The 22,952-nt window shown below is 50.9% G+C and carries 26 protein-coding genes; 13 read left to right on the forward strand and 13 right to left on the reverse strand.

Annotation, left to right across the window (positions count from 1 at the left end; translation table 11 throughout):
• Nucleotides 1-189 precede the first annotated feature (189 nt).
• The 4 genes from MJ611_RS05820 to MJ611_RS05835 all read left to right on the forward strand — a co-directional run bounded on the left by MJ611_RS05820 (nt 190) and on the right by MJ611_RS05835 (nt 3,646).
• On the forward strand, nt 190-630 hold the full coding sequence (locus MJ611_RS05820; protein WP_250428567.1) for an SRPBCC family protein: 441 nt from the start codon (nt 190-192) through the stop codon (nt 628-630).
• 71 nt (nt 631-701) lie between these two features.
• On the forward strand, nt 702-2,198 hold the full coding sequence (gene crtD, locus MJ611_RS05825) for a 1-hydroxycarotenoid 3,4-desaturase CrtD (RefSeq protein WP_250428568.1): 1,497 nt from the start codon (nt 702-704) through the stop codon (nt 2,196-2,198).
• Nucleotides 2,191-2,874, forward strand: a complete 684-nt coding sequence (locus MJ611_RS05830) for a carotenoid biosynthesis protein (RefSeq protein ID WP_250428569.1) — start codon at nt 2,191-2,193, stop codon at nt 2,872-2,874. Before crtD ends, MJ611_RS05830 begins: the two co-directional genes overlap by 8 nt.
• Before the next feature lie 163 nt (nt 2,875-3,037).
• Nucleotides 3,038-3,646: a TetR/AcrR family transcriptional regulator gene (locus tag MJ611_RS05835; protein ID WP_250428570.1), complete on the forward strand. Its 609-nt coding sequence runs from the start codon at nt 3,038-3,040 to the stop codon at nt 3,644-3,646.
• Nucleotides 3,647-3,712: 66 nt separating this feature from the next.
• On the opposite strand, the gene MJ611_RS05840 is transcribed toward MJ611_RS05835, so the two are convergent.
• The 3 genes from MJ611_RS05840 to MJ611_RS05850 form a co-directional block, all read right to left on the reverse strand.
• Nucleotides 3,713-3,955, reverse strand: a complete 243-nt coding sequence (locus tag MJ611_RS05840; RefSeq protein WP_250428571.1) for a DUF6952 family protein — start codon at nt 3,953-3,955, stop codon at nt 3,713-3,715.
• 6 nt (nt 3,956-3,961) lie between these two features.
• Complete coding sequence (locus MJ611_RS05845; RefSeq protein WP_250428572.1) at nt 3,962-4,282, reverse strand: thioredoxin family protein; 321 nt, start codon at nt 4,280-4,282, stop codon at nt 3,962-3,964.
• 152 nt (nt 4,283-4,434) lie between these two features.
• Nucleotides 4,435-5,139 carry a c-type heme family protein gene (locus MJ611_RS05850; protein WP_250428573.1) on the reverse strand — a complete coding sequence of 235 codons (705 nt, stop codon included), beginning with the start codon at nt 5,137-5,139 and terminating at the stop codon, nt 4,435-4,437.
• A gap of 63 nt (nt 5,140-5,202) precedes the next feature.
• On the opposite strand from MJ611_RS05850, the gene prfA reads away from it, so the two are divergent.
• From prfA to MJ611_RS05865, 3 genes are all read left to right on the forward strand, one after another.
• Nucleotides 5,203-6,276, forward strand: a complete 1,074-nt coding sequence (gene prfA / locus MJ611_RS05855; protein ID WP_250428574.1) for a peptide chain release factor 1 — start codon at nt 5,203-5,205, stop codon at nt 6,274-6,276.
• A gap of 365 nt (nt 6,277-6,641) precedes the next feature.
• The gene (locus MJ611_RS05860; RefSeq protein WP_250428575.1) at nt 6,642-8,018 is read left to right on the forward strand and encodes a hypothetical protein; all 1,377 of its coding nucleotides are present in this window, start codon (nt 6,642-6,644) and stop codon (nt 8,016-8,018) included.
• Nucleotides 8,019-8,076: 58 nt separating this feature from the next.
• Nucleotides 8,077-8,502, forward strand: coding sequence for a secondary thiamine-phosphate synthase enzyme YjbQ (locus MJ611_RS05865; RefSeq protein WP_250428576.1), 426 nt, complete (start codon nt 8,077-8,079; stop codon nt 8,500-8,502).
• A gap of 652 nt (nt 8,503-9,154) precedes the next feature.
• On the opposite strand, the gene MJ611_RS05870 is transcribed toward MJ611_RS05865, so the two are convergent.
• The 3 genes from MJ611_RS05870 to gpmI all read right to left on the reverse strand — a co-directional run bounded on the left by MJ611_RS05870 (nt 9,155) and on the right by gpmI (nt 12,916).
• Nucleotides 9,155-10,666 (reverse strand): M43 family zinc metalloprotease, encoded by a 1,512-nt coding sequence (locus MJ611_RS05870; RefSeq protein WP_250428577.1) that lies wholly within the window; start codon nt 10,664-10,666, stop codon nt 9,155-9,157.
• Nucleotides 10,667-10,803: 137 nt separating this feature from the next.
• A complete protein-coding gene (locus MJ611_RS05875; RefSeq protein ID WP_250428578.1) occupies nt 10,804-11,382 on the reverse strand; it encodes a hypothetical protein in 579 nt (192 codons plus the stop codon).
• Nucleotides 11,375-12,916 carry a 2,3-bisphosphoglycerate-independent phosphoglycerate mutase gene (gene gpmI / locus MJ611_RS05880; RefSeq protein ID WP_250428579.1) on the reverse strand — a complete coding sequence of 514 codons (1,542 nt, stop codon included), beginning with the start codon at nt 12,914-12,916 and terminating at the stop codon, nt 11,375-11,377. Before gpmI ends, MJ611_RS05875 begins: the two co-directional genes overlap by 8 nt.
• Before the next feature lie 258 nt (nt 12,917-13,174).
• Between gpmI and MJ611_RS05885 the strand changes: the two genes are divergently transcribed.
• The 6 genes from MJ611_RS05885 (at nt 13,175) to MJ611_RS05910 (ending at nt 17,206) form a co-directional block, all read left to right on the forward strand.
• Nucleotides 13,175-13,576 carry a DUF4783 domain-containing protein gene (locus MJ611_RS05885; protein ID WP_250428580.1) on the forward strand — a complete coding sequence of 134 codons (402 nt, stop codon included), beginning with the start codon at nt 13,175-13,177 and terminating at the stop codon, nt 13,574-13,576.
• Between the two features lie 66 nt (nt 13,577-13,642).
• Entirely contained in the window at nt 13,643-14,506 is an 864-nt protein-coding gene (nadC, locus tag MJ611_RS05890) for a carboxylating nicotinate-nucleotide diphosphorylase (RefSeq protein ID WP_250428581.1), read from the forward strand.
• Nucleotides 14,507-14,583: 77 nt separating this feature from the next.
• Complete coding sequence (locus MJ611_RS05895) at nt 14,584-15,171, forward strand: hypothetical protein (protein WP_250428582.1); 588 nt, start codon at nt 14,584-14,586, stop codon at nt 15,169-15,171.
• Nucleotides 15,172-15,272: 101 nt separating this feature from the next.
• The gene (locus tag MJ611_RS05900; RefSeq protein WP_250428583.1) at nt 15,273-15,566 is read left to right on the forward strand and encodes a hypothetical protein; all 294 of its coding nucleotides are present in this window, start codon (nt 15,273-15,275) and stop codon (nt 15,564-15,566) included.
• A gap of 143 nt (nt 15,567-15,709) precedes the next feature.
• Nucleotides 15,710-16,444, forward strand: a complete 735-nt coding sequence (locus tag MJ611_RS05905; protein WP_250428584.1) for an SAM-dependent methyltransferase — start codon at nt 15,710-15,712, stop codon at nt 16,442-16,444.
• Between the two features lie 9 nt (nt 16,445-16,453).
• Entirely contained in the window at nt 16,454-17,206 is a 753-nt protein-coding gene (locus MJ611_RS05910) for a ZIP family metal transporter (protein WP_250428585.1), read from the forward strand.
• A gap of 78 nt (nt 17,207-17,284) precedes the next feature.
• Here the strand turns inward: MJ611_RS05910 and MJ611_RS05915 are convergent, their stop codons facing one another.
• From MJ611_RS05915 to MJ611_RS05945, 7 genes are all read right to left on the reverse strand, one after another.
• On the reverse strand, nt 17,285-19,120 hold the full coding sequence (locus MJ611_RS05915) for a M61 family metallopeptidase (protein ID WP_250428586.1): 1,836 nt from the start codon (nt 19,118-19,120) through the stop codon (nt 17,285-17,287).
• A gap of 300 nt (nt 19,121-19,420) precedes the next feature.
• Complete coding sequence (locus MJ611_RS05920) at nt 19,421-19,735, reverse strand: hypothetical protein (RefSeq protein WP_250428587.1); 315 nt, start codon at nt 19,733-19,735, stop codon at nt 19,421-19,423.
• Nucleotides 19,736-19,899: 164 nt separating this feature from the next.
• Nucleotides 19,900-20,337, reverse strand: a complete 438-nt coding sequence (locus MJ611_RS05925) for a septal ring lytic transglycosylase RlpA family protein (RefSeq protein WP_250428588.1) — start codon at nt 20,335-20,337, stop codon at nt 19,900-19,902.
• Nucleotides 20,338-20,369: 32 nt separating this feature from the next.
• Complete coding sequence (locus MJ611_RS05930; RefSeq protein WP_250428589.1) at nt 20,370-21,056, reverse strand: alpha/beta fold hydrolase; 687 nt, start codon at nt 21,054-21,056, stop codon at nt 20,370-20,372.
• A 105-nt stretch (nt 21,057-21,161) separates the two neighbouring features.
• The gene (locus tag MJ611_RS05935; protein WP_250428590.1) at nt 21,162-21,881 is read right to left on the reverse strand and encodes a hypothetical protein; all 720 of its coding nucleotides are present in this window, start codon (nt 21,879-21,881) and stop codon (nt 21,162-21,164) included.
• A 72-nt stretch (nt 21,882-21,953) separates the two neighbouring features.
• Nucleotides 21,954-22,262 carry a hypothetical protein gene (locus tag MJ611_RS05940; RefSeq protein ID WP_250428591.1) on the reverse strand — a complete coding sequence of 103 codons (309 nt, stop codon included), beginning with the start codon at nt 22,260-22,262 and terminating at the stop codon, nt 21,954-21,956.
• Nucleotides 22,263-22,264: 2 nt separating this feature from the next.
• A complete protein-coding gene (locus tag MJ611_RS05945) occupies nt 22,265-22,696 on the reverse strand; it encodes a GNAT family N-acetyltransferase (RefSeq protein WP_250428592.1) in 432 nt (143 codons plus the stop codon).
• Between the last annotated feature and the right edge of the window lie 256 nt (nt 22,697-22,952).

The raw sequence follows: 22,952 nt of genomic DNA on the forward strand, positions 1-22,952 counted from the left end.
AAAAAGCGGGTAACGCTGGTTACAAACTGGCCTCATGTGCAGCCACAAGCCACGCGCACGCTAAACGTGTGGCATGGGGAGCGACGTCACACGCGAATCTGGAGATTCGCTCCTATACCAAGTCGCGGAAGTTACTTCCGCGCCAGACGAGAAAAGCAATCAACAATTTAACAATCCATCAATCAAACCATGCAACTCCACCTACAAACAGCCGTGCAGCAGGATTACCTGAAAGTGTTTCATGCATTTGACGAGCAGCTGTTCCGGAGGCTGTCGCCGCCCTACCCGCGCCTGAAGCTGCTGCGCTTTGACGGCAGCAAGCCCGGCGATGTGGTGGAGGTAGAACTGCAGACCGGTTTCAAATCTTTCCGCTGGACCAGCCTGATCACCGAAGAAAGTATAACTGACACCGAAGCATACTTTGTAGACCAGGGGCAGGAACTTCCTCCTCCCCTGCGCTACTGGCATCACAAGCACTTGATAACGAAGTATGGCAGCGGCGCCATCATACACGACATCATCACCTACAGCACCGGCTTTAAGCTGCTCGACCTGCTGTTCTACCCGCTCATGCTGGCGCAGTTTGGCATGCGCAAACCAATCTACCGGAAAGTATTTGGCAAAGTATAATTGTCTGTCAAAACCTTTCCACTACCCCATCAGTTTAGTGCAGAAGAAGTATAAACTGCGTATCTTGAAGTATGACCAAAGCAGCCATTATCGGTTCGGGAATAGGCGGTATAGCCGCAGCCATCAGGCTGGCTGTGAAAGGGTATGAGGTAACCGTGCTGGAAGCCAATGCTGCGTTCGGGGGCAAGATGCACCAGTTCGACCTGCAGGGTTACCGCTTCGATGCCGGGCCTTCGTTGTTCACGCTGCCGCACCTCGTGGATGAGCTGTTTACCTTGGCCGGCCGCACCCCTTCCGATTACTTTACCTACACCCGCCTCGACCCTATTACGCATTACTTCTGGCCCGACGGCAGCAGACTGAAAGCTTATGCCGACCCGGAAGCGTTTGCAACGGAAGCAGCGCAGCAACTGGGCGTACCGAAGCAGGCGGTGCTGGATGTATTGGCAAAGAGCGCCCGTCTTTACAAGGGCACTGCCGATACCTTTCTGCACAAGTCGCTGCACCGGCTCGATACCTACCTGAGCCCGGATGTGCTGAAGGCGCTGGGTTGCCTCTCCGACCTGGGCCTAACGACAACCATGCACGCCGCTAACGCGCAGCAGTTTTCGGACACACGCTTTGTGCAGCTGCTCGACCGCTTTGCCACCTACAACGGCTCCGACCCGTACCAGGCACCCGGCACCCTGAACCTGATCCCGCACCTGGAGCACAACATTGGCGCTTTTTATCCGAAAGGCGGCATCTACGCCATTGCCAGTAGCCTGGTAAAATTAGCCGAAGAGCTAGGCGTAGAATTCAAATATAACGAGCGGGTAGAGCGGATTCTGACAACAAAAGGCAGAGCAACCGGCGTGCAAACAGCTAAAGGGACTTACCAGGCCGAAGTAGTGGTGAGCAACATGGATGTGGTGCCCACCTACCGCAGGCTCCTGCCCGACCAGCCGGCGCCGGAACAAACGCTGCAACAACCGCGATCAAGCTCCGCCCTTATTTATTATTGGGGCGTACAGCGGGAGTTCCCGGAACTGCATTTGCACAACATCTTCTTCAGCCAGAACTATAAAGAAGAATTCGAGCACATTTTTAAGTATAAAAGTATAAGCGCTGACCCGACAGTGTACGTGAACATCACCTCGAAGCTGGAGCCGGAGGATGCGCCACCGGGTTGCGAAAACTGGTTTGTGATGGTGAACGTGCCGCACCACCAGGGGCAGGACTGGCCGCAACTGATCAATACGACACGTGCCGCCGTAGTAAACAAGCTGAGCAAGATGCTGCAAACCGACCTGGCGCCGCTGATACAATGCGAGCAGGTATTGGATCCGCTCCTGATCGAGCAGCAGACTTCTTCTTACGCCGGAGCACTGTACGGCAGCAGTTCTAATAACCGGATGGCGGCTTTCCTGCGCCACCCGAATTTTAGTTCTAAGATCAGGGGGTTATACTTTTGCGGAGGCAGCGTGCACCCGGGCGGCGGCATTCCGCTGTGCCTGCTTTCGGCCAGCATTGTTGGGCACCTGGCGCCAACTCCTGCTACAATCACCAAGTATAAAGCCCATGCCTGATACCATACAGACACAACGCGCTGCCACGTCCATACTGCAAAAGCTGCACCCGTATGCCTTTTCGGTCGCCTTGTTTGTGCTGGTGCTCTTTCATGCGGTAGGCTTCTGGGGGCTTCTGTTCAGCAACGATCCGGAGTATTTTCAGACGCTCACCCCCATGAACCTGCTGCTGACGTATGCGCTGCTGTTCGCCTTTCATAAGCGCTGGAATAGCACGTTCATACTTTTCGCCGTGGTGGTGGCAGTAGCTGGTTTTATGGCCGAGGTGGTGGGCATCCATACAGGCCTGCTGTTTGGCAACTACAGCTACGGCGCGGCATTGGGTACCAAGTTGTTTGAGGTGCCGCTGCTGATCGGGCTGAACTGGCTGATGCTGGTGTATACCACCGGGCACATTGCCAACTATACTTCGCTGCACTGGCTGGCAAAAGCACTGCTGGCCGCGTTGCTGATGGTGGGGCTGGACTTTTTTATAGAACCGGTGGCCATGCGCTTCGATTTCTGGAGCTGGAATGGCGATCGTATCCCATGGTCTAACTACATAGGGTGGCTTGGGTTGTCGCTGCTGCTGCAGGTATATTTTCAGAGAACGGCTATCTACAAGCGCAACCGGCTTGCTCCTTTTGTGTACCTGGTGCAACTGGTATTTTTTTTAGGGCTGTACCTTTTTATATAAGAGTTTGTAACTCATGTTTTAACCGCCTTGTACATTGTGCATGTATGCTTTATCTTTGTCAGCCGGCGGCAACATCCGTTACAACAGGACCGTTAGATTGTATCTTTTTACGTACAATGTTTGCCCACAAGGCAGAGCTGTACACCGAAGCACCATTATGCAAATGACTTTTTTAGAGACCATATTGGGAGAGCTCCTGCAAATATTTAAGCGGGATGGTATAGAATCGCACACCGACGAGGATCTCATCAGGATACTTGATATACGGCAAACAACTTTTAAAGAGCTGTTCTCGAGCCGGGCAGATATGGTGAAGCAGGTAGTTTTGTTAGATATTGAGCAACAGAAGCGCGAACAAACGCAGTTGCTGGCGAAGGCCGCTAACCCTGTGGAAGAATTTATGCTGCTGCTGCAGGACGGTATCAGGAGAATACGGGAGATAAACCCCGTGTTTATCGGAGATATGCAACGCTACCCGGAAGCATGGAAAATGAGTATGGAGCACGTGAGCAGCAACAACCAGCAAGTAAATGCAGATATTCTGAACAGGGGCATTCTGGAAGGCTATTTCCGAAAAGACATCAACCTGCAAGTGGTTACAAAGATCATCCTGGAGCAGTTCTTCATGATGATAAACCCCAACATCTTCCCGCCGCAAAAGTACGACCTGTCGGAAGTATTCCGAAGTATTTACCTGTACTATGTGCGAGGCTTCTGCACCGATACCGGCAGCAAATTGGCCGAAGAGTTTTTCTCTAAGAACAACCTGTAACCTACACAAATACAAAAGGCCCGGAGCATGCGCTTCGGGCCTCTTTTTTTATACTTTAATCAGGTATTAGCTGATAGAAACGCGTACTTTTTTGGTGTACTCGCGCAGCGCTGTTTTAAAATCAGCGCCACTGTCCTGCATGTGGTTCAGGATCCAGACTGCGGCCAGCACGTGCGTCAGCTGTTCGCCTTCGTCGTCGCCTTCTACCTCAATAGCAAGCGGCTGCTCGTCTACAATGGCAGCCTCTGCAGCCATCAGTGCGTCCAGTGTCTGCGTTTCTACTAACTTCTTTATAGCGGGTATTTTCATCTCGGATTATACTGTAAGTTTATGAATCAGGTCGCGCACGGCTTCCTCTTTGCTGGCAGCTACGGTATCTACCAGTTTGCCTCCTTTAAACACAGCGAAGAAAGGCAGATTGGTTACGCCGGCAAGTTTACGGGCTTCCGGACTTGTTTCTGCGTTCACATCCACAAAAGCGACATTGGCAAAAGCATCGTCGTCAGACATGCGCTTGAACTTTGGTGCAAATAAACGGCAGCTGCCGCACCAGTCAGCATAGTACTTCACTACCACGTTCTGGTTCGTGTTAAGTACGTTGGTAAAATCGTTATCAGTTGCTAGTATAACAGCCATATTCTCTATTGGTTAATATAGGTTATAAATTCAGATCAGGTATGCCCTTAAGTCATACTTGCTTCAAAGGTAAATGTTTCAGGCCTAATATGCAGCTTTAGCTATCCTTAAGAGGCCACTTCCGGCTCATAACAGCTAACCTGCAGTTTTGTTTAGCGTCTTCTTCTGCTTTTTTTAGGCTGATCGTTGAGGTAGGCGATGAACTCTTTTTTACGGAAGGTGATGTGCCACATACCCCGCAGCTCGCCTGTCTGGTAGCCTGTTGCGGCATCTGTCGGGTACTTTTGTTTGATCTTCTCGTAATCTGCAGCGGCAATGTTCTGGCCGATGGTGCCGTGGCAGTTCAGGCAGTTCTGATTTCGGATGTAGATGGGCGAGGTATAAAGTAGCTCTTCGTTGTTCAGCGCAACTACCTGGGGCTCCTTTAGCGCTCCTTTTTCGTACTGCGCAAGTATGGCTGCGGCCTGGCCGCCGGCTTTGTTTGCCGGGTTGCGCAGGCGGGTGCCGGTGCGCTGGGCGGTGGCGCCAAATTTTTCTTCCAGGGCATTTACGGCCTCATAGTTCTCGGGCTGGCAGTAGGCCATGGCTGCGGCCACCCCGCCTTTCTGAAGCTCTTCCTGCAGCCGGGCGTCCAGTTCCTGCTGCGCTACTACTACCACCGAGTCGCCGGCTTTTTGGGCAGCTTTCAGAATATCGTTCTGGGTGAGGCGTTTGATTTTATGGCGTTCAACTTCCTGGGCTATTTCTTTGCCTCCTTCTATGGGTTTTACTTTTAAATCGCAGCCTGAAACTATACTGGCACCTAAAAAAGTTATAGATATGAGAAAGGTACGGCAGTTGAACATCTTTTTAGCCAAATTTGTATTTAAGAAACTACACGCCAATTTAGTATCTTTGCACTTTAAAACCATAACAGACCGATGTTAGATAAATTAGAAGCCATAAATCAGCGATTTGAGGAGGTAAGCCAGTTACTCATCCAGCCTGATGTGGCCAGCGACATGAAGAAGTTCAAGGCGTTGAACAAGGAGTACAAGGATCTTGACAAGATTGTAGTTGAATATAAAAAGTACCTGAACATACTTAGTAACATCGATAGCGCTAAACAGGTTATCGCTACTGAAAAAGACGAGGACTTCCGTGAGATGGCCAAGGAGGAGCTTGATACCCTGCTGCCACAGCGCGAGGCCATGGAAGATGCCCTGAAAGAACTCCTGATCCCGAAAGATCCGAACGACAGCAAAGACATCATCATGGAGATCCGTGCGGGTGCGGGTGGCGACGAGGCCTCTATCTTCGCCGGCGACCTGTACCGTATGTATACCCGTTTTGCAGAAAAAATGGGCTGGCGCACTGAATTGATCGATGCTACAGAAGGTACTTCAGGTGGTTATAAAGAAATTATTGTGGGCATGTCGGGCGAAGACGTTTATGGCAAGCTGAAGTTCGAATCGGGCGTGCACCGCGTACAGCGTGTGCCTGCAACCGAGACGCAGGGTCGTATCCATACTTCGGTAGCTTCGGTGGTAGTACTGCCAGAGGTGGAGGAGTTCGATATTGAACTCGATATGAACGACGTGCGCAAAGACCTGTTCTGTTCTTCAGGCCCGGGTGGTCAGTCGGTAAACACCACGTATTCGGCTGTTCGTTTAACGCACATCCCAACCGGTATTGTAGCTCAGTGCCAGGACCAGAAATCGCAGCTGAAGAACTTCGATAAGGCCTTAGCGGTACTTCGCTCGCGTATTTACGAAGTGGAGCTTGCCAAAAAACTGGAAGCCGAAGGTGCCCAGCGTAAGAGCATGGTAGGTGGCGGCGACCGTTCCGACAAGATCCGTACCTACAACTACCCGCAGGGTCGTGTTACCGACCACCGTATCGGCTATACCGTGTATAACCTGCCTGCGGTAATGGACGGCGGCATCGACGATTTTGTTGAAGAACTGCGTATCGCTGAAAATGCCGAAAGACTAAAAGAAGGCGCTACAGCATAATAAAGATAGCTCATCAAGTATAAAGGAATGTGGTAAAGCAAGTATGGCTGCACTGCATTCCTTTTTCTTTTTAATTGTTGATTGCTAAATTGTTAAATTGCTGAATAGTTGTTAGTGGTTATAGCGCCAAACAAAAGTCGAACGAAACATAGTACACATTCGAAGATTTGGTCAGAGGACGCCTGCGCCAGAAAAGGGAATCCGAAAGAGCAGCATTTTTTTGGCCAGAAGATAATGCTTGCGCCAGAATAGAGAAGCCTGAGAAGCGATTATCCAAAGTATAAGTATAGTTGTTGGTGAAAACACCAACAACGGCTTAGCATAATCTAACGAAACACAAGACACGAAACACGAAACACGCAAACGTGAAATACCTGCTTGCCATACTTCCCCTGCTCCTGCTGCTGTCGATGCTCTCGTGCACGCCGGACGACGAGGTGATCACCACGGATTCAAAGGCTATGCTGGAGTTCTCCGGCGATACGGTGCTGTTCGATACCGTGTTTGTGTCGCAGGGAAGTATAACCAGGCGCCTGAAAGTATACAACCCCAACAAAAAGGCTGTCCGGATAAACGAAATCCTGCTCTCGGGCGCCGCCACTTCTCCCTACAACCTGATCATCAACGGTGTTCAAAGCCCTGTAGTAAAAGGCATTGAGTTGCGCGGCAAAGACAGCTTGTACATCCTGGTTAAGGTAAACATCAATCCTTCGGACGAGAACCTGCCCTTCCTGGTATCGGATTCGATCATGTTCACCACCAATGGCAACCGGCAGAACGTGAAACTGGTGGCTTACGGGCAAAACGCTTACTTCCACCGCAAAACTGCTATCGGTACCACTGTATGGCCTAACGATAAACCCCATGTGCTGCTTGATACAGTGCTTGTGCAGGAGGGTGCTACGCTTACCATCCAGAAAGGAACGCAGGTATTTGCCAACAACAAAGCGGTGTTGCTCGTGAGCGGGCGGCTGCTGGTAGAAGGCACGCCGGAGGAGCGCGTTGTGTTCAGCGGCTACCGCCGCGAACCGGAGTACGTGCAGGCGCCGGGACAATGGGAGGGCATACGGCTGCTGGCAAACAGCGGGAACAGCGTGATCCGGTATGCTGACATCAAGAACACAGTCTGGGGGCTGCGCATTGGCAACCCGGGTAAAGGCGGCACGCTGGTAGAAGGCTGTGAGATACGCTACGCTTTCCTGGATGGCATCATTGGCTTTACCTCTGACATCCGGGTGGTGAACACGTTGATCCAGAACTGCGGGCAGTATGGTTTCGGTGGGCTGGGTGGTGGCAACTACGAAGTGCTTTACTCTACCATTGTGAACTATAATAACAACCTGCCCCGCGAAACGCCCGCTTTTGTGATCACGGACTTTATACCTGAAACCGAGATAACCGGCAAACCGACGCGCCTACGCCTGGTAAACTCCATCGTGTACAGCAACAACTCCGGTTTCCGTAACGAACTGCTGCTAAAAGGAGAGAAAGCAGAAATACAACTGGAAGTAGAAAACAACATGCTGCAAACCGAGGAGTACAAAACCCTTTTTGAGGGTAAGGGCAACATCCTTAATACCGACCCCAAGTTCAAGGCCCCGGCAAAACACGTTTTTACCTTGGATACGCTCTCTCCAGCCAGTAGCGAAGCCAAAGTGCTGCCACAGGTATTACAAGACCTGAAAGGTAAGCCCCGAAGCAACACTCCGGACATAGGCGCCTACGAACGCACGATAGATTAAGGAAATTTTGAATAACTATTCACCCATTCACTCAATCGCTCATTCAAAATTAAGCTCTATGTGGCATCAGAAGGAAATACGGTTACCGGCAGTTAAGCGTGGCTTTCACCTTATCACAGACTTGGTCGAGTCGCAGTTGCCGGAGCTGGAAGATATAAAAATGGGCCTGGCGCATATTTTTATCAAGCATACTTCTGCCAGCCTCACCATCAACGAGAATGCCGACCCTACCGTGCGCCAGGACTTTGAGAGCCACTTCAACCACATGGTGCCGGAGAACGCACCCTACTACCGCCATACCTTGGAAGGCCCAGACGATATGCCAGCCCATTTGAAAGCAGCCATACTTGGTACCTCGGTTACGGTGCCCATCACCAACGGCAAGTTTAACCTGGGCACCTGGCAAGGCATCTACCTCTGCGAGCACCGCGACCACGCCTCCAAACGCTGGATTGTGGTAACGCTGCAGGGGGAAGGATTTTAGAAGCGTTTATCTGCTAGTTAGATACAATACCAATGACTAAAGGAATCTTACTTGTAGTACTGATAGGAGTTGTTTCTACTTTTCCTGTACAGAGAACAGGAAAAGTAGAAACAACTCCTATCAGTACTACTCAATAGAACTGATTCCTAAATCTAAGTTAGTATTAAGTCCGAAGGTAAATGAAGACAGTACTTTTAGATACTATGATTATGAGATTGCAACAGGAAGTAAAACTGTCTTTACCCTGACCTACGCTAAAGGCGACAGCACCTATACCGACAGTGGTGTTGCTGAGATTGTAGTTTTTGAAGTAGAGAGCTCAATAGCTAATTTCAATATAGTTGACACTGGCTTCAAGAAACACCAAGGACTATATAAAAGAGCATGCTTTTGTGTTGATGACTACTCAAATAAGGCAACAAGAATACTGTCAGGAAAGGTGTCAGGGAGAAAAATAGATTCTAACTCTTGGTTACTGCATGCGGCAGTAGGGATGATAGATTTCAAGGATACAGTCAGAATCAATCAGGAAAACATAATAAGTATAAAATAAGTGTGCAGGATATAACTCTGCACAAGCACTATTCTCGGCTACGCCTCATTCTCAACCTCTAATAAATGTTCAAGCTTAAACCTATTACTCTCCTCTCTCCTACCTCACCAACGTTACCTTCTTTATCTCCACCCCATTGCTGCTGGTAACGCGCAGGAAGTATAAACCAGCCGGCAGGTGGAGCACATCCAGGCGCACGATGCGGTCGCTGACTTCTGTGTTAAGCACCGGTTGCCCCAAGCGGTTTACCAACTCTACCTGCCGTACCTGCACACGCGCCGGCTGCTCGATGGTGATGTATTCGGAAGCCGGGTTCGGGTATACTGCCAAATCGTTCACGGTCACATGCACAAAGCTTTCCTTCTCCTCGGTGCTGCTCAGGTTGCCGTTTGTAATGGTAAGGCTCACACGGTACTTGCCTGGTCTGGCATAGGTCACGGTTGGATTTTGCTCGGCAGAAGTAGCCGGTGTGCCGCCCTCAAAATGCCACAGCCAGGAGAGGGGCTTCAGCCCAACAGAAGCATCCTTAAATGTAACTGTTTGCCCGGCAATAGCCAGCGTATCGCGCTCGTCCGAAACCCTGAAGTCGGAGCGCAGGGAGCCGGAACAGGTAATTGCGTTAAGTATGGTGCTGCGGGTAGTGCTCAGTACGGCTTGCATGTAGGCTGCCTGCCCTTTGGTGTACAGGTTCATGCAGTTGTCGTAGCTGTAATCCATGTAATTCTGCCACATGTTGCCGTATGGGCCGTTGTCGCAGGAAGTAGAGATGCCGTCCGGGCAGCCCTGGGTTTCGCCTTCCTGGTTCGGGGTATCGTCGATGTCATCAGAGTCGGTGCAGGTAGTGCCGTTGCCCCAGATGTGTTTCAGGCCCAGCCAATGGCCGACCTCATGCGTGCCGGTGCGGCCAAGGTTGTATTTGCTGGAAAAAGGATTGGCAGGATACGCCCCCACTGCTCTGTAATGCAGCACTACTCCATCGCGTCGCGCTTCGGTTTCCGGCGTGGAAGAGTAGCCCAGTATCTGGCCATCCAGGTTGCAGATCCAGATGTTCAGGTATTGGTTCCGGTCCCAGGCGTCGGTGCCGCCGGTGCTGCTGAACTTCACGTTATCGGAAATGTAGCTGAATTGAGTGCGGTCGGTCCGGGTGCGGGTGATGCCGGTAGTCGGGTTGCCGTCCGGGTCTACGACGGCCAGGCAGAATTCAATTTCCGCGTCGGCGGCATAGGGCAGAAAGTATGCGGGGGTATTAGCAGCGTCGGCATTCTTCCTTCTGAAATCTGCGTTTAGCACGGCTAGCTGCGACAGGATCTGCTCTTCTGAAATGTTCTCGATGCCATTGTTGTAAACCACATGAAACACCACGGGGATGGTAATGGCAGCCTTGCGTGCGTATTGTCCCCGGGGTTTTTGCTGCAGTGCTTGCTCAACGGCTTGCTGCGCCTGTTGCTGGCGTTGTTTAAAGCCCGGGTCCTGTGCCTGTTGTACTTCTGTATAGGCATCTGTGCCGCAGGTGCGCCCACCGGTAGCACCTGTCGGCGCTGTTATACTTTGGGCACTGCCGATCAGGGCATAAAGTATAAATAGTATAAGCAGAAGCGTAAAGAGGCGCATACAAAAACAACAGGAGTAGCTAACTAATTAAACTGCAATGTATGAGCAGCTTAAGAAGCAATATACTAAAATTGAGGCTTACAGGATATCAATTTACCCGGAGATGTTCTCGGTAGCAGCGGAAACCTGTGGTTATACTACAGGTTTGCATCAATGCGGTAGTGGAGCGAATCGCCGAAGATGAGTTTCTGAACGCCTTCTATGCGGTAGCTGGATACGTCTCCGCTTTCAGGATCGGTGCTAAGCGAAACTTTACGTCTGGAGTAAAAAAGCAGGTTTTTTTCCAGTACCAGGGCTTCGAGTTGCTGTATGTTGTTTTGCGGTGAAAGCTGCAGCTGCAGGTATTGCACGGGTGTTTCGGCTTCCTCCACTTTCCGGAAGGAAACAGAGGTGCTGCCATCCGTATGTGGTTCCCGGTGTTCGCTATACAGGTCCTGCAGCGCCGGGCGGCTCAGATCTACCTCCTGGAAAACAGCCAGTTCGTCTTCCCAGTCCACTTCGGATGTTTCTATTGTTTCGGTAGGGCTGTTCTCGGTCTTTACAGATTTGAGCACCATGGGTTTTTCTGCCTGCAGGCGCTGCATCTGCTGCTGCAGGTATACGGTTATGTTCTGAGAGTCCGCCGCCCTGGCAGAAACGGGCGGCGCAGGCCTCTCACAAGCTGCGGTGGTACCTAATAGCAGTACCCCAACCACTATGTTTTTATACTTAGCCAAGTACAATGTCCCGCTCAAGAAGTGAAACTCCCGTCATCTCTGCAGGCTTCTCGATACCCATCAAATCCAGGATGGTAGGGGCTATATCGCCCAGCTTGCCCGGCAGCAGGTTGCCTTTGAAATCGTTGCTTACGAGCACGAAAGGCACCAGGTTGGTAGTATGGGCTGTGTGCGGCGTGCCATCCGGGTTAATCATCAGGTCGGCATTGCCGTGGTCGGCGATCACGATGGTGTCGTAGCCATTTTCCAGGGCAGTTTTGATAACGGCTTCTGCGCATTGGTCTACCACCTCACAGGCTTTAACGGCAGCTTCAAATACGCCGGTGTGGCCTACCATGTCGGGGTTGGCAAAGTTCAGGCAAATGAAATCAGCAGTTTGGTTCTGCAGCTCCGGAATAATGGCATCGCGTATATCGAAGGCGCTCATTTCCGGTGCCAGGTCGTAGGTGGCTACCTTAGGCGACGGGCACAGCAGGCGCTTCTCCCCTTCAAAAGCTTCCTCACGGCCTCCGGAAAAGAAGAAGGTAACGTGCGGGTATTTTTCTGTTTCGGCAATGCGGATCTGCTTTTTGCCTGCCTTAGCGACTACTTCGCCCAGGGTATTGTTCAGGTTATCTTTCTCGAAAATGGCCTCTACGCCTACAAACGTGTCGTCGTAGTTGGTCATGGTTACGTAGCGGAGGTTGAGCTTATGCATGTTCTGCTCCGGGAAGTCGCGCTGCGTCAGGGCCTGCGTAATTTCACGGCCACGGTCGGTGCGGAAGTTGAAGCAGATCACCACATCGCCTTCCTGTATGGTGGCAATCGGCTGCTGCTGATTATCTACTTTCACGATCGGCTTGATGAACTCGTCGGTAACGCCGGCATTGTAAGAGTCCAGCATGGATTTGATCAGGTTCTGCGAAGGTGTGCCTGTGCCGTGCACCAGCAGATCGTAAGCGAGTTTTACGCGCTCCCAGCGGTTGTCGCGGTCCATGGCATAGTAACGGCCCACGATAGAGGCAATGGTGCCGGTAGTTTGCTCCAGGTGCTGCTCCAGGTCGTTAATATACTTCACGCCGCCTTTCGGGTCGGTGTCGCGGCCATCGGTAAAGGCATGGATGTATACCTGCGAAAGTCCCTCGTCGAAGGCAGCGGTACACAAGGCTTTCAGGTGGTCGATGTGCGAGTGCACGCCGCCATCAGACAAAAGACCGATCAGGTGCACCGGCTTCTTCTCTTCTTTGGCAAAGGCCAGCACGTTTGCAAGCACCGGCATGGAAGCCAGCTTGTGCTCGGCAATGGTCTTGTTGATGCGCACCAGGTCCTGGTACACCACGCGGCCGGCGCCAATGTTCATGTGGCCTACTTCCGAGTTACCCATCTGTCCTTCGGGCAGCCCCACGGCCTCGCCCGACGCTTTAAGCGTAGCGTGCGGGTATTGCTGAAGTATAGAGCTGATGAAAGGCGTGCGGGCTTTAGCAATAGCAGACACATCCGGATTTGTGCCTATGCCCCATCCATCTAAAATCACAAGAAGAACCTTTTTATCCATGATACAAATATAGGCAAAACTTTCGATTGCGGGCTTCGGCAGCCTTATGCTTTCATACGCAGGAAAGGGAAAGTATACTTCCTTCTTTTTATTGGGAACGGAAGCAGCATAACATCCGTTAACGCAATAATTCTGCACAAAGTGTAAGCCACAGAGTATTTATTTTTAGGGAATACTCTTAACTTTATAGCAGAGAGCAGAAACCCCGGTTGTTGGCATAGTTTTAGCTACTATCAGAGCGAGATACAAACTTTATTTATGAAAAACTTTAAACAGATTGCCGTAGTATTTTCGTTGTTGTTTGCTGTTGCATTTTTGTCTGTGGGACGTGCACAGGCGCAGGGCGATGTGATGGGCAGCGTGAAGTCGGCTATCCGGATCGGATCTTCCAAAGATCTGGCGAAGAACTTCAGCAGTGTGGTGGAAATTACACTGGAGAGCGGCGACGCCACCAGCTACAGCAGCAATCAGGCGGAGTTCGTGATGAAGAATTTCTTCAGCAAAAACGCTCCGGTAGATTTTTCATACAGCCACCAGGGGTCTTCTGACAAAGGACAACGCTACGCCATCGGTACGTATACTTCCAAGAACGGCTCTTATACCGTACTGGTGCGCCTGAAGGAATCTAAGATACAATCGCTGAACTTTATAAAAGATTAAGCAGATAATAATGAGATTTTTAACATGGCTCGGGTTATATCCCGAGCCTTTTTTTATTTTTGCACTGTGAAACCGACATACCTGACACAACAAAGCATCGCAGAGTTTATCTCGCGCGCCCTGGCCGAAGACATTGGCGACGGCGATCATTCGTCGCTGGCCTCCATTCCGGCTGATGCACAGAACCAGGCACGCCTGCTGGTGAAGGGCGAGGGCATACTGGCTGGTGTAGAGCTGGCCGGTTATATTTTCAATGCCGTAGACCCGGAGCTGCAGGTAGAAGTGCTGCTGCAGGATGGCGCGCAGGTGAAGTATGGCGACGTGGCCCTGACCGTAAGAGGCAAGGCGCAGTCTATACTTACTGCCGAGCGCCTGGTGCTCAACTGCATGCAGCGCATGAGCGGTATCGCCACTTACACCCACCACCTCAACAGCCTGATTGCCGGTACCAACGCCAAGTTGTTGGACACCCGCAAAACCACGCCTAACTTCCGCATCATGGAAAAATGGGCGGTGCTGATTGGCGGGGGCGTGAACCATCGGTTTGGTTTGTTCGACATGATCATCCTGAAAGATAACCACGTGGACTATGCCGGCGGCATCCGTCAGGCCATTGAGGCGACGCAGCGTTACTTGAAAGAAAAGAACAAAGACCTGCGCATAGAAGTGGAAACACGCAACCTGCAGGAAGTACAGGAGGCGCTGGCCACAGGCGGCATCCACCGCATCATGCTCGACAACATGACGCCGGAGATGATGCGCGAAGCGGTAGCCCTGATCGGTGGCCGTTACGAAACAGAAGCTTCCGGAGGTATAAATGAGCAGACCATTGCCGAAGTAGCCAAATGCGGCGTAGACTATATTTCGGTTGGCGCCCTGACGCACTCCATTAAGAGTATGGACCTGAGCCTGAAGGCTTACAAAGTATAAATGCCGCTGACTTACCCTGAGAACCGGGAGCAGCAGGAGGTAACGGCAGAGAAAAGAGAGTTCGATTTAATTTATTTATGATTCAACCAAACCAACGTAATTTCCGGATGCAGCAGGGACCTTCCCCGCAGGCAATCCGAACCAAAAAGTACCAGCTCGACAAGAACACGTACACCACCATGGCCCTTACCCAGGTATGGAAAAAAGACTGGTGGCACGCCCTGATTCCGCTGGTGTTGTTCCTGCTTCCGGCTGCTTTCAGCTTCTCGTGGTGGTGGGTGGCCGGTGCTGTTATCATCACCATCCTGTTTGTGCTGCTGCGCTCTGCACAGGTAATGGGCGTAACGCAGGTAGAGCAGGGCAACCCCCTGTTCGAAAAACTGATGTATGAGATTGATCAGCGCCAGATACTGATGAAGCGCAACGAGCGCGAAGGCATGGCCCTGGGCTGGGACATGATTCAGAAAGCGCAAAAAAGAGACGATGGCTTTCAGTTGTGGCTGAAGCCGCCTACCGATGCCCAGCTGCCTGGCGGCTGGAAAGGCTGGGTTGCCCGTAACTTCCAGGCACCGGTGTTTGTGCTGCTGCCGTTCCGTATCTTCAACAGCCAGAACGATCTGAAGCTGATGGAGTCGTTGCTGCGCCGCAAGAACCTGCTGGCTTAACGGTAGCCCACAAGCCGGCTTTTGAATTCTATCGTAATTGATATAACATGCACAGCCCTGCGAAAAGGGTGCAATTAGTATATAGTATAAAAACAACAACAATGAATAAGAACGTATTAGCAGTTTTCGCCGCCGTATGCGGATTGTTTATGGTTTCTTGCGATACTCCGAAAGACCTGAGACCAGGAGCAAAAGTTTCCGTGGATTATGTGGAGCCAGGTACCCGCAACACACACAACGTTGGTAAAGTAAACGAGGTGCACGGTAAAGAAACACACGAAGAGAAGAAGGAAGTAATGCCAAACGCTGACCTGGGCGGCAATACCATCCAGGCTGGTGACAGCGTGCGCGAAACCAAAGAAACAAATACAGAGGCTGGCGCAATCCGCAAGTAATTCTGTTACACCTTAGTGCCTGCCGCTGCCGTAGTTAAACGGCAGCGGCAGGTTTTTTTATACCCGTGCCCCACGATTGCCGGTGTATATCCATCTTCCGAAATAAAGACTACCTTTGCAACTTAATTGCTTTTGCACCACCTATGGGACAACAGGAAGAGTGGTTTAGTACCTGGTTTGATTCTCCATACTACCATATACTTTACAGCAACCGCGACCACCAGGACGCGCGCACCTTTATCGATAACCTGGTTACGTACCTGCACCCGAAGCCTGCGGAGAAGATGCTCGACCTGGCCTGCGGAAAGGGCCGCCACTCGGTATACCTCAACCAGAAAGGGTACGACGTAACAGGCATTGACCTGTCGGGGCAAAGTATAGCCTATGCCAAACAGTTCGAGAACGAACGGCTGCATTTTGAAGTACACGACATGCGCGAGGTGTACAAACCTGAAGCGTTCGATTTCGTGCTTAACCTGTTCACTAGCTTCGGCTACTTCGATAACGAGACAGAAAATGTGGTAGCGCTGCTTGCTGCTGCCAAATCGCTGAAACACGGCGGCAAGCTGGTGATCGACTTTATGAATACCGACAAAACCATTGCCGACCTTGTTGCGCATGAGGAAAAGGAAATACAGGGAATTAAATTCCAGATACATCGCGGGGTGGAGCAGGGCTTTATCGTAAAATCCATCCGGTTCTCTGACAACGGAGAGTCGCATCATTTTCAGGAGCGGGTAAGGGCATTGCGGGAAGAGGATTTCCTGGAATATTTCAGCATGGCGCAGCTTCGGCTGGTTGATGTGTTCGGCGACTACAACCTTAATTCCTTCGATCACGAACACAGCGATCGAATGATCTTTGTATTAAAGAAATAAGCAACCCCAATGATAGTTGCCATACTTGTACTTTTCTTTACCGTTGTGGTATCCGGGTTCCTGGTAAAGGCTTTTCCACCGGATAGCCTTAAGTGGCTGAAGATGGCCCTAGCCTTCAGCGGTGCCTACCTGTTTACCATTACCATCATCCACCTGCTGCCAGATGTGCTGCTGAGCAACAGCGACCCGCACGTGGTGGGTTACTGGATACTTGCCGGTTTTTTTCTGCAACTGGTGCTGGAGCTTTTCTCGCATGGCGTAGAACACGGGCACATGCATGTGCACGAGCATGGCCGGGTAGGATCGATGCCGTTCCTGCTGCTGGGCTCTCTGTTTATCCACTCCTTCCTGGAAGGCAGCATACTCGTGGACCGCGGCAGCTACGGACATGCAGGGCATTCGCACGAGAGCGACAGCTTTTATGCGGTATTGTTAGGAGTAGCCATACACCACGTGCCGGCGGCCTTTGCGCTGATGTCGGTGCTGATGACGCGGGTAAAGAACTTCCGGAAAGCGTTCCTGTGGTTGCTGATCTTTGCTGTAGGCGCGCCGCTTGGTATTATCGTAAGCAACACATTGATCAGCCATGAGGCAGAAGGAAGCGTCATCTTTACGGCCCTGACAGGCATTGTAGCCGGTAACTTTCTGCACATTTCTACCACAATCCTTTTCGAAACGAGTCCGGAGCACCACTTTAACCGCAACAAGCTTATTGCCACCATACTGGGCCTTTTGCTGGCACTTGCCAGCGACTTTATATAACCAGTGCTCTCAGGAAGTATAAAGCCGGCAAAGAGTCTTTTCTTGCCGGCTTTATACTTTAATTATACTGCTGGGCTGCTAGTGCCTCTCTCCCACTTTAAGTACCTGTTGCCGTAACCTAAGTTGCTCCGGTGTCGCAGCAGGGTTGTCCTCAATCACAAACTGAAGTTCTTTCTCGATCCGGGCCGGTGTGAAGGTTTTCTTGTAGAGTTTGTTCTCGCGGATGTACTCGATCTCTACCGGCTTGTTGTTCTTTACCTCCAGCAGTGGTCCTGCCAGCTCGTAGATGTTTGCTTCTGTTAAGGCTTGACCGTTTATTGAGCGCAGTACGTCGTACATCACGAAGCCAAATTGGTTATCCAGTGGCTCGGCAATCCAGAAGAATTTCCGGGTTTTCTCGAAGCCCATCCTAAACTGACCAAACGTATAGGCGCTGCCCATCTTCTTGTCAGCGTAACCCCAGCCTATTTTTTGGAAGTACTCCTGGTAAGGCATTGGGTTGCTGCCTGTTACATACTGGTCAAAGAACTGGCGTATCTCCGGGTATGTAGCAGCCACGATCACATCGATCAGCTCGTCGTCTTTGAACGGTTTGTTCGGTCCATACTTTTTCGACAGCTGCAGCATCAGCTCGCGCAGGCCCATCTTGCCCTTGCTGAGTTCCTGCAGGCGAATGTCCAACAGCAGCCCGATCAGGGCACCTTTCTCGTATACGTTGGGGTACATCTCCTGGTACTTGGGCTCGATGATGTGGCGGCTCATCTCTGTAAAAGAGACATTTTCATACTTGCTGCTGCTCTCGATCTTGCCCATCATTTCCTGCTGAAAAGTAGGGTAATCTTTCAGGCCCTCCTGCAACTGCACCAGGTTCGAGAAGTACTCGGTTACGCCTTCGTAAAGCCACAAGTGTTGCGAGAGTTTCGGATCCTTGAAATCAAAATACTCGATCTCTTCGCTGTGCACGTTGAGCGGCGTGAGGATGTGCAGGAATTCGTGCGCTGCCACATCCAGCACCATGCTGCGCAGGTTCTCTTCGTTCTGCTGTTCCGGCAAAAAGTACATTGAGCTGTAGGAGTGCTCCAAAGCGCCGAAGCCGCCATACTTGGCAACCTTGCTCTCGGGCGTATACTTCGGGAAATACATGATGAAGTGGTAATTATCGACCGGCATGCCGCCAAAGAAGTTGGTCAGGGCAGTGGCCAGCGGTGTGATCATCTCCTGCACCTGTTTGGCTTTCACGGTGCCTGTTTCCGAATGCACGGCAATGGAAACACGCGTATTGCCGGAGCGGAAACTGGCCGTATCGGGGCGGCTGTACATGAGCGGGCCATCGGCCAGGCGTACATAGTCAGGAGCCCGGACGATGTCCTGTTCCGGTGCTTTGTGCTCTATAGCCAGTGCGGTGGCTCCGTACAGGTGCGCAGGCTTTTGCACCGCTATGGTATAGGGCAGCATTTTGTAGCCATCCAGGTACCCGTAAAAGCCGAAATGGTTGATCATAAAGTTCTGGTTTGCCTCGATGTTGGTGCCGCCGGGCTGAAAGATGTAGTTGTCGTCCTTCTCTACATCCCAGGTGTCATCCACCAGGTATTCCAGGCGCGCCAGCTTATCCGCTTTTGTGATAGTGAACTGGTTTACCCCCTCCTGCTTTGTTTTCAGTCGCTTACCGCGATTGTCGTAGGCTTTGAACTTGCTGATAAAGCGGCCATAGTCTTTCTGGGAGTATGATCCGGGAATAACGCTCGGGATGATGTAGGTGATCTTGTCTTCTTTTACGGCCGGGGTGTGCACCACCACTTTTACCTGGTCGTTTTTAATGTTCTTCAGGTCCAGCAAGATATTGTAATCCTGTTGTGCCAGTGCGGCAACCGAAAGAGAAGAAAGTAAGGTGCTAAGCAGAGCGAAGCGCTTCATGTACGGGACTAAAGTTTGTTTTCAGAACGAAATATAGTACAATCTGTGTATGTTCGATAGGCCCGTAACGTAAATTTAGTAAACAGAGTAGGCAGACGTATGTCGGGAACAGCATTCTTCCCGCTTTATTAAGTTGAGGTAACTTCATACTTGGGGTGTAGCCGGCATTGATTCTTGCGCTTCCGTTGCTAAATGACCTATGGCTTAATTTATACTTATGAAAGCTTCAGACCAGACCTCGCGCTATACTTCGTTCCGGGAGTTTTACCCGTACAAGGGTAAGTAAGTATAAAAGCAGAATTAGATAATGGTAGAAAGCAGCGTAGCGATGAGTGCTTTCACGGTAAGCACCAGCGTGCTTGGCTGCGTGGTTACCTCTGATTCATCTTCCTCAGAGGAAGTGAAGGCATCTTTCAGCAGGGAGATAGGGCTTTCCAGCACTTCTGCATCCAATACTGACTTCTGTTTAGGAGTGTCTTGCGGGGAGGCAGCAATCGTAGCGGCAGTTTTTTGCTCTGCGTCAGGTATAGCTATAGTTGCCTCTGCAGCAGGAATTTCGCTCTGAAGGTCAGCAGCCGGGCAAAACGCTATGTTCAGCAGCATGACTACTGCCATAGGTACCAGCAACCGCAAAATAGGCTTCAGAGTTAACATACTCAAAAGTAGTGGATGGCGCTCAGATTAACAAGCTTCTCGTTGTACTTTTTAGAGAAATGTATGTTAAAGTTGTGTTAAAGTATGACCTGGATTGGCAAAGGGGCTTCTCACAAGGAAAGGGCTTATTTACTGCCGATTGCAGGCTTTACTACCTTCACTTTTACCGGTACTACCCCCTCATCAATAGAGCCTATTCTTTTTGCTGCCGCCTCCGATAAGTCGATCACACGTCCTTTTGAGTAAGGTCCCCGGTCCGTGATCTTTACTTTCACGCTTTGCTTTGTCTGTAGGTTGGTTACTTTTACTTTGGTGCCAAAAGGCAGGGTGCGGTGGGCTGCCGTTAGTTTGTTGCGCCGGTAAGGATCGCCGTTGGCCATTTTCCTGCCGTGTAGCTTGTTGCTGTAATAAGAGGCTTTGCCTTCTTCTGTATAGCCACGCTTGCCCACTGCAGCTGACGTGCCGGCGCAGGACGATAATAAAGCCACAAAAGCGCCCAGAACAAAAGCCTGACGCAGCCTATGGCCAAAGCTGCCGGTCAGGGAAGTATAAAAGTTTGTCATAGCTAAAAGTTGTCAAAGGCTTTAACGAAAACTTAGCTGCAGAATTGCCTGATCTCCTGGCTCAGTTTTTCGGTTGCTACTTTTTCCAGGGGGTGGGGCGTGTTCGGGAGCACCAGCAGGCGGGCCTGTGGCAGCTGGCGGTAAGCCCAGGTTGTTTCCTCCACGCTCACCATGTTGTCGCGGTCGCCTACGCCAACCTGTACGGGCACAGTCACCTCGGCCAGCGTTTCTGCCGATAGCGGGGGCTGCGCGCCCAGGTGGTGCATCATCTCGGCAGTTTTCTGCATTACTTCTTTCCAGTTCTGCGGGGCATGGCGGCTGGCGAGCGTTTGGGCAAACTGGGGCACTTTTTCCTGTATCTTTGCCGGGTTCAGCAGCCTGGTTTCCTTAGCGGCAGTCTCCGGCGACCAGTCGAACTTGGTAGCAAGTGTGAAGATGCCTTTTACCCGGTCCGGGTGCTGGCGTGCAAAGCACAGCGCGGCATAGCCTCCCATGCTGTAACCGAAAAGGTACGTGCTTTCCAGTTGCTGTTCGTCCAGCAGGTTTAGGATATCCTGCGCAAACATATCCATTCCGAAAGGGGCTGCAGGTATAGCCTTGCCCCCATGCCCGCTGAAGCCCAGCGTATAAGTATGGAAGTATGGCTGCAGTTGTTCTTTCAGCGGAAACAGGGTAGCCTCTGAGCCGAGGGCTCCGTGTAGTAGCAGCAGGTTTTGCATAGGAAGTATAACTGGGCTGTGATAGTTCTTATTGGCAAAAGCCGGAGCATACCTATACTTGCAGCCCCGGCTCCTGATGTTGCCTCTTTGTAAGTTCGGAAAAGTTTACTGCTTGATCTGGTAGTTGTATACTTCCACGGCCTGCGTCAGCTTGTCTTTCCGGAAAAGCTGAATAACCACCGGCACAGCAATGATGCCGGCACCCACATAGATAGCCGGGGAAAGCTCTGTGTTTCCGAACTCATCGCGTTTGTTCACAGAAGAAAGCACGCCTGCCGCAGTTACGCCGGCTCCTACCACAGTCATGGCAGTATAAATGATGCGGTCTCTGCGGTGGCGCTGTAGCAGCGTCATGCTGGAGGCATTGTCAGACAAGGCTTGCTGAAGGTTCTCGTAGTTGAATGAAAACAACGGGCCTCCGTCTTTAGAGAAATAGTAGACCCTGCGGCGGCTCGGAGTTGACATGCCGTAGCCGTAAGGCGAGTAGCCATAGTTGTAGGAGGTGCGCGTTGTATAGAACTTGGAAATGCGTGGCCCTTCTATGATGCGCTTGGCAAAATCGTCGTAGCGGCCGCCCGAGGATACGCGGGCAAAATAGCCCTCCTTGTTCTGGTACACGTTCACCGCTTCAATGTTATACTTAAGCGAATCGTCGAGCAGGAAGTAATTACCCTTGAACAAAGGCGACTTGTACTGTACTTTGTTTGCGAAGACAGTCTGGCCGTCGTAAAGCTGAATGAAGTGCCTGCGGTCCTGGTAGCCTTGCGCCTGGGCACTCAGGCACAGACTCAGGCCGAGCAGTATCAGGGAAAATAATTTTGTCATGGATATATTGATATGATACGGTTAATATACACAGTATCCGGCTATACGCAAAAATCAGAAATAGAAGAAAAGCTAATTGAATAGTAAAATAAGCATGGCCACCATACCTAGTAGCGCCAGGTATACCCAACTCATTAATTGCCCCCGGTGCCTGGCAGGTACCAGGTTGCTGACCAGCACTACCGCCATCAGCATGCACAGGATATACAGCATAATGAAGGCAACAGCCTTTACCCAGTTGGGAACAATGGTGTTCTCAGCTTGCATCTGGTTGTCCATGCCCAGGCCCGAGAGCAGGTACTTAAGGCCTACATACACCACCACTTCAAACAGCAGAAAGTAAAACAAACCATACAGGCGGCTGATCTTGCTGTCGGGCATGGCTACAGGCTTTTGAAGAAGTGATAACTCTTGATGTGGAAACCCTCGCGGAAGTAAAACCGATGGGCTGCACTATTGGTTACATACGCATCCAGCATAACAGTTGCGCAGTTGTGGCGTTTGGCTTCTTCCAGCATCCAGTCCGATAGCAATTTGCCTACGCCCCGCGAGCGGTACTCTTCCGTCACTACAAAATTATCTACTTCCAGGTACTTGCCGCTGTAGAGTTTGGCGCTTATCCAGAAACCGGAAAGGCCAATACAGGTGCTGCCATCAAAGGCGCCTACCATGCGGTAGCCATTTTGCAGCATTTGCTGCAGCAGCTCCTCGTAGTAAGCCAGCGACATGGACGGGTTCAGCTGGCGTATCAGGTGGTGTTGGGCCAGCATACCGGGTAGGTCTGTTATTTCTGTTATCTTGATTGTGTGCGACATCGTATAAGCAAAAAATGGGTATTGAGCAGCTCTGTAATATCAGGCTATTTTCGCAAAGAAGTACCACGATAGAAAGATATACAATTTAGAAAATGCCGCCTCAAGGGAGTGCTTGTATTCAGATGTTTGTATATCAGGATTTTAGTATAAAGAGTGCCGTTTTACCGGTGATTTATACGTAGAGTTTTTATGCAAATATAAAAATTCTAAGTATTTAATAGTACATGGTTTGGATTTGCAACAATCTCAGTCATAG

Origin of the sequence: Pontibacter ruber (assembly GCF_023630205.1) — a bacterium.
GTDB lineage: Bacteria > Bacteroidota > Bacteroidia > Cytophagales > Hymenobacteraceae > Pontibacter > Pontibacter ruber.

Excerpts from the sequence above, each read along its gene's own strand:
- MJ611_RS05820 (WP_250428567.1), top strand. The coding sequence starts at position 190 with ATGCAACTCCACCTACAAACAGCCGTGCAGCAGGATTACCTGAAAGTG.
- crtD (WP_250428568.1), top strand. The coding sequence starts at position 702 with ATGACCAAAGCAGCCATTATCGGTTCGGGAATAGGCGGTATAGCCGCA.
- MJ611_RS05830 (WP_250428569.1), top strand. The coding sequence starts at position 2,191 with ATGCCTGATACCATACAGACACAACGCGCTGCCACGTCCATACTGCAA.
- MJ611_RS05835 (WP_250428570.1), top strand. The coding sequence starts at position 3,038 with ATGACTTTTTTAGAGACCATATTGGGAGAGCTCCTGCAAATATTTAAG.
- MJ611_RS05840 (WP_250428571.1), bottom strand. The coding sequence starts at position 3,955 with ATGAAAATACCCGCTATAAAGAAGTTAGTAGAAACGCAGACACTGGAC.
- MJ611_RS05845 (WP_250428572.1), bottom strand. The coding sequence starts at position 4,282 with ATGGCTGTTATACTAGCAACTGATAACGATTTTACCAACGTACTTAAC.
- prfA (WP_250428574.1), top strand. The coding sequence starts at position 5,203 with ATGTTAGATAAATTAGAAGCCATAAATCAGCGATTTGAGGAGGTAAGC.
- MJ611_RS05865 (WP_250428576.1), top strand. The coding sequence starts at position 8,077 with ATGTGGCATCAGAAGGAAATACGGTTACCGGCAGTTAAGCGTGGCTTT.
- MJ611_RS05870 (WP_250428577.1), bottom strand. The coding sequence starts at position 10,666 with ATGCGCCTCTTTACGCTTCTGCTTATACTATTTATACTTTATGCCCTG.
- gpmI (WP_250428579.1), bottom strand. The coding sequence starts at position 12,916 with ATGGATAAAAAGGTTCTTCTTGTGATTTTAGATGGATGGGGCATAGGC.
- MJ611_RS05885 (WP_250428580.1), top strand. The coding sequence starts at position 13,175 with ATGAAAAACTTTAAACAGATTGCCGTAGTATTTTCGTTGTTGTTTGCT.
- MJ611_RS05895 (WP_250428582.1), top strand. The coding sequence starts at position 14,584 with ATGATTCAACCAAACCAACGTAATTTCCGGATGCAGCAGGGACCTTCC.
- MJ611_RS05900 (WP_250428583.1), top strand. The coding sequence starts at position 15,273 with ATGAATAAGAACGTATTAGCAGTTTTCGCCGCCGTATGCGGATTGTTT.
- MJ611_RS05905 (WP_250428584.1), top strand. The coding sequence starts at position 15,710 with ATGGGACAACAGGAAGAGTGGTTTAGTACCTGGTTTGATTCTCCATAC.
- MJ611_RS05910 (WP_250428585.1), top strand. The coding sequence starts at position 16,454 with ATGATAGTTGCCATACTTGTACTTTTCTTTACCGTTGTGGTATCCGGG.
- MJ611_RS05915 (WP_250428586.1), bottom strand. The coding sequence starts at position 19,120 with ATGAAGCGCTTCGCTCTGCTTAGCACCTTACTTTCTTCTCTTTCGGTT.
- MJ611_RS05920 (WP_250428587.1), bottom strand. The coding sequence starts at position 19,735 with ATGGCAGTAGTCATGCTGCTGAACATAGCGTTTTGCCCGGCTGCTGAC.
- MJ611_RS05925 (WP_250428588.1), bottom strand. The coding sequence starts at position 20,337 with ATGACAAACTTTTATACTTCCCTGACCGGCAGCTTTGGCCATAGGCTG.
- MJ611_RS05930 (WP_250428589.1), bottom strand. The coding sequence starts at position 21,056 with ATGCAAAACCTGCTGCTACTACACGGAGCCCTCGGCTCAGAGGCTACC.
- MJ611_RS05935 (WP_250428590.1), bottom strand. The coding sequence starts at position 21,881 with ATGACAAAATTATTTTCCCTGATACTGCTCGGCCTGAGTCTGTGCCTG.
- MJ611_RS05940 (WP_250428591.1), bottom strand. The coding sequence starts at position 22,262 with ATGCCCGACAGCAAGATCAGCCGCCTGTATGGTTTGTTTTACTTTCTG.
- MJ611_RS05945 (WP_250428592.1), bottom strand. The coding sequence starts at position 22,696 with ATGTCGCACACAATCAAGATAACAGAAATAACAGACCTACCCGGTATG.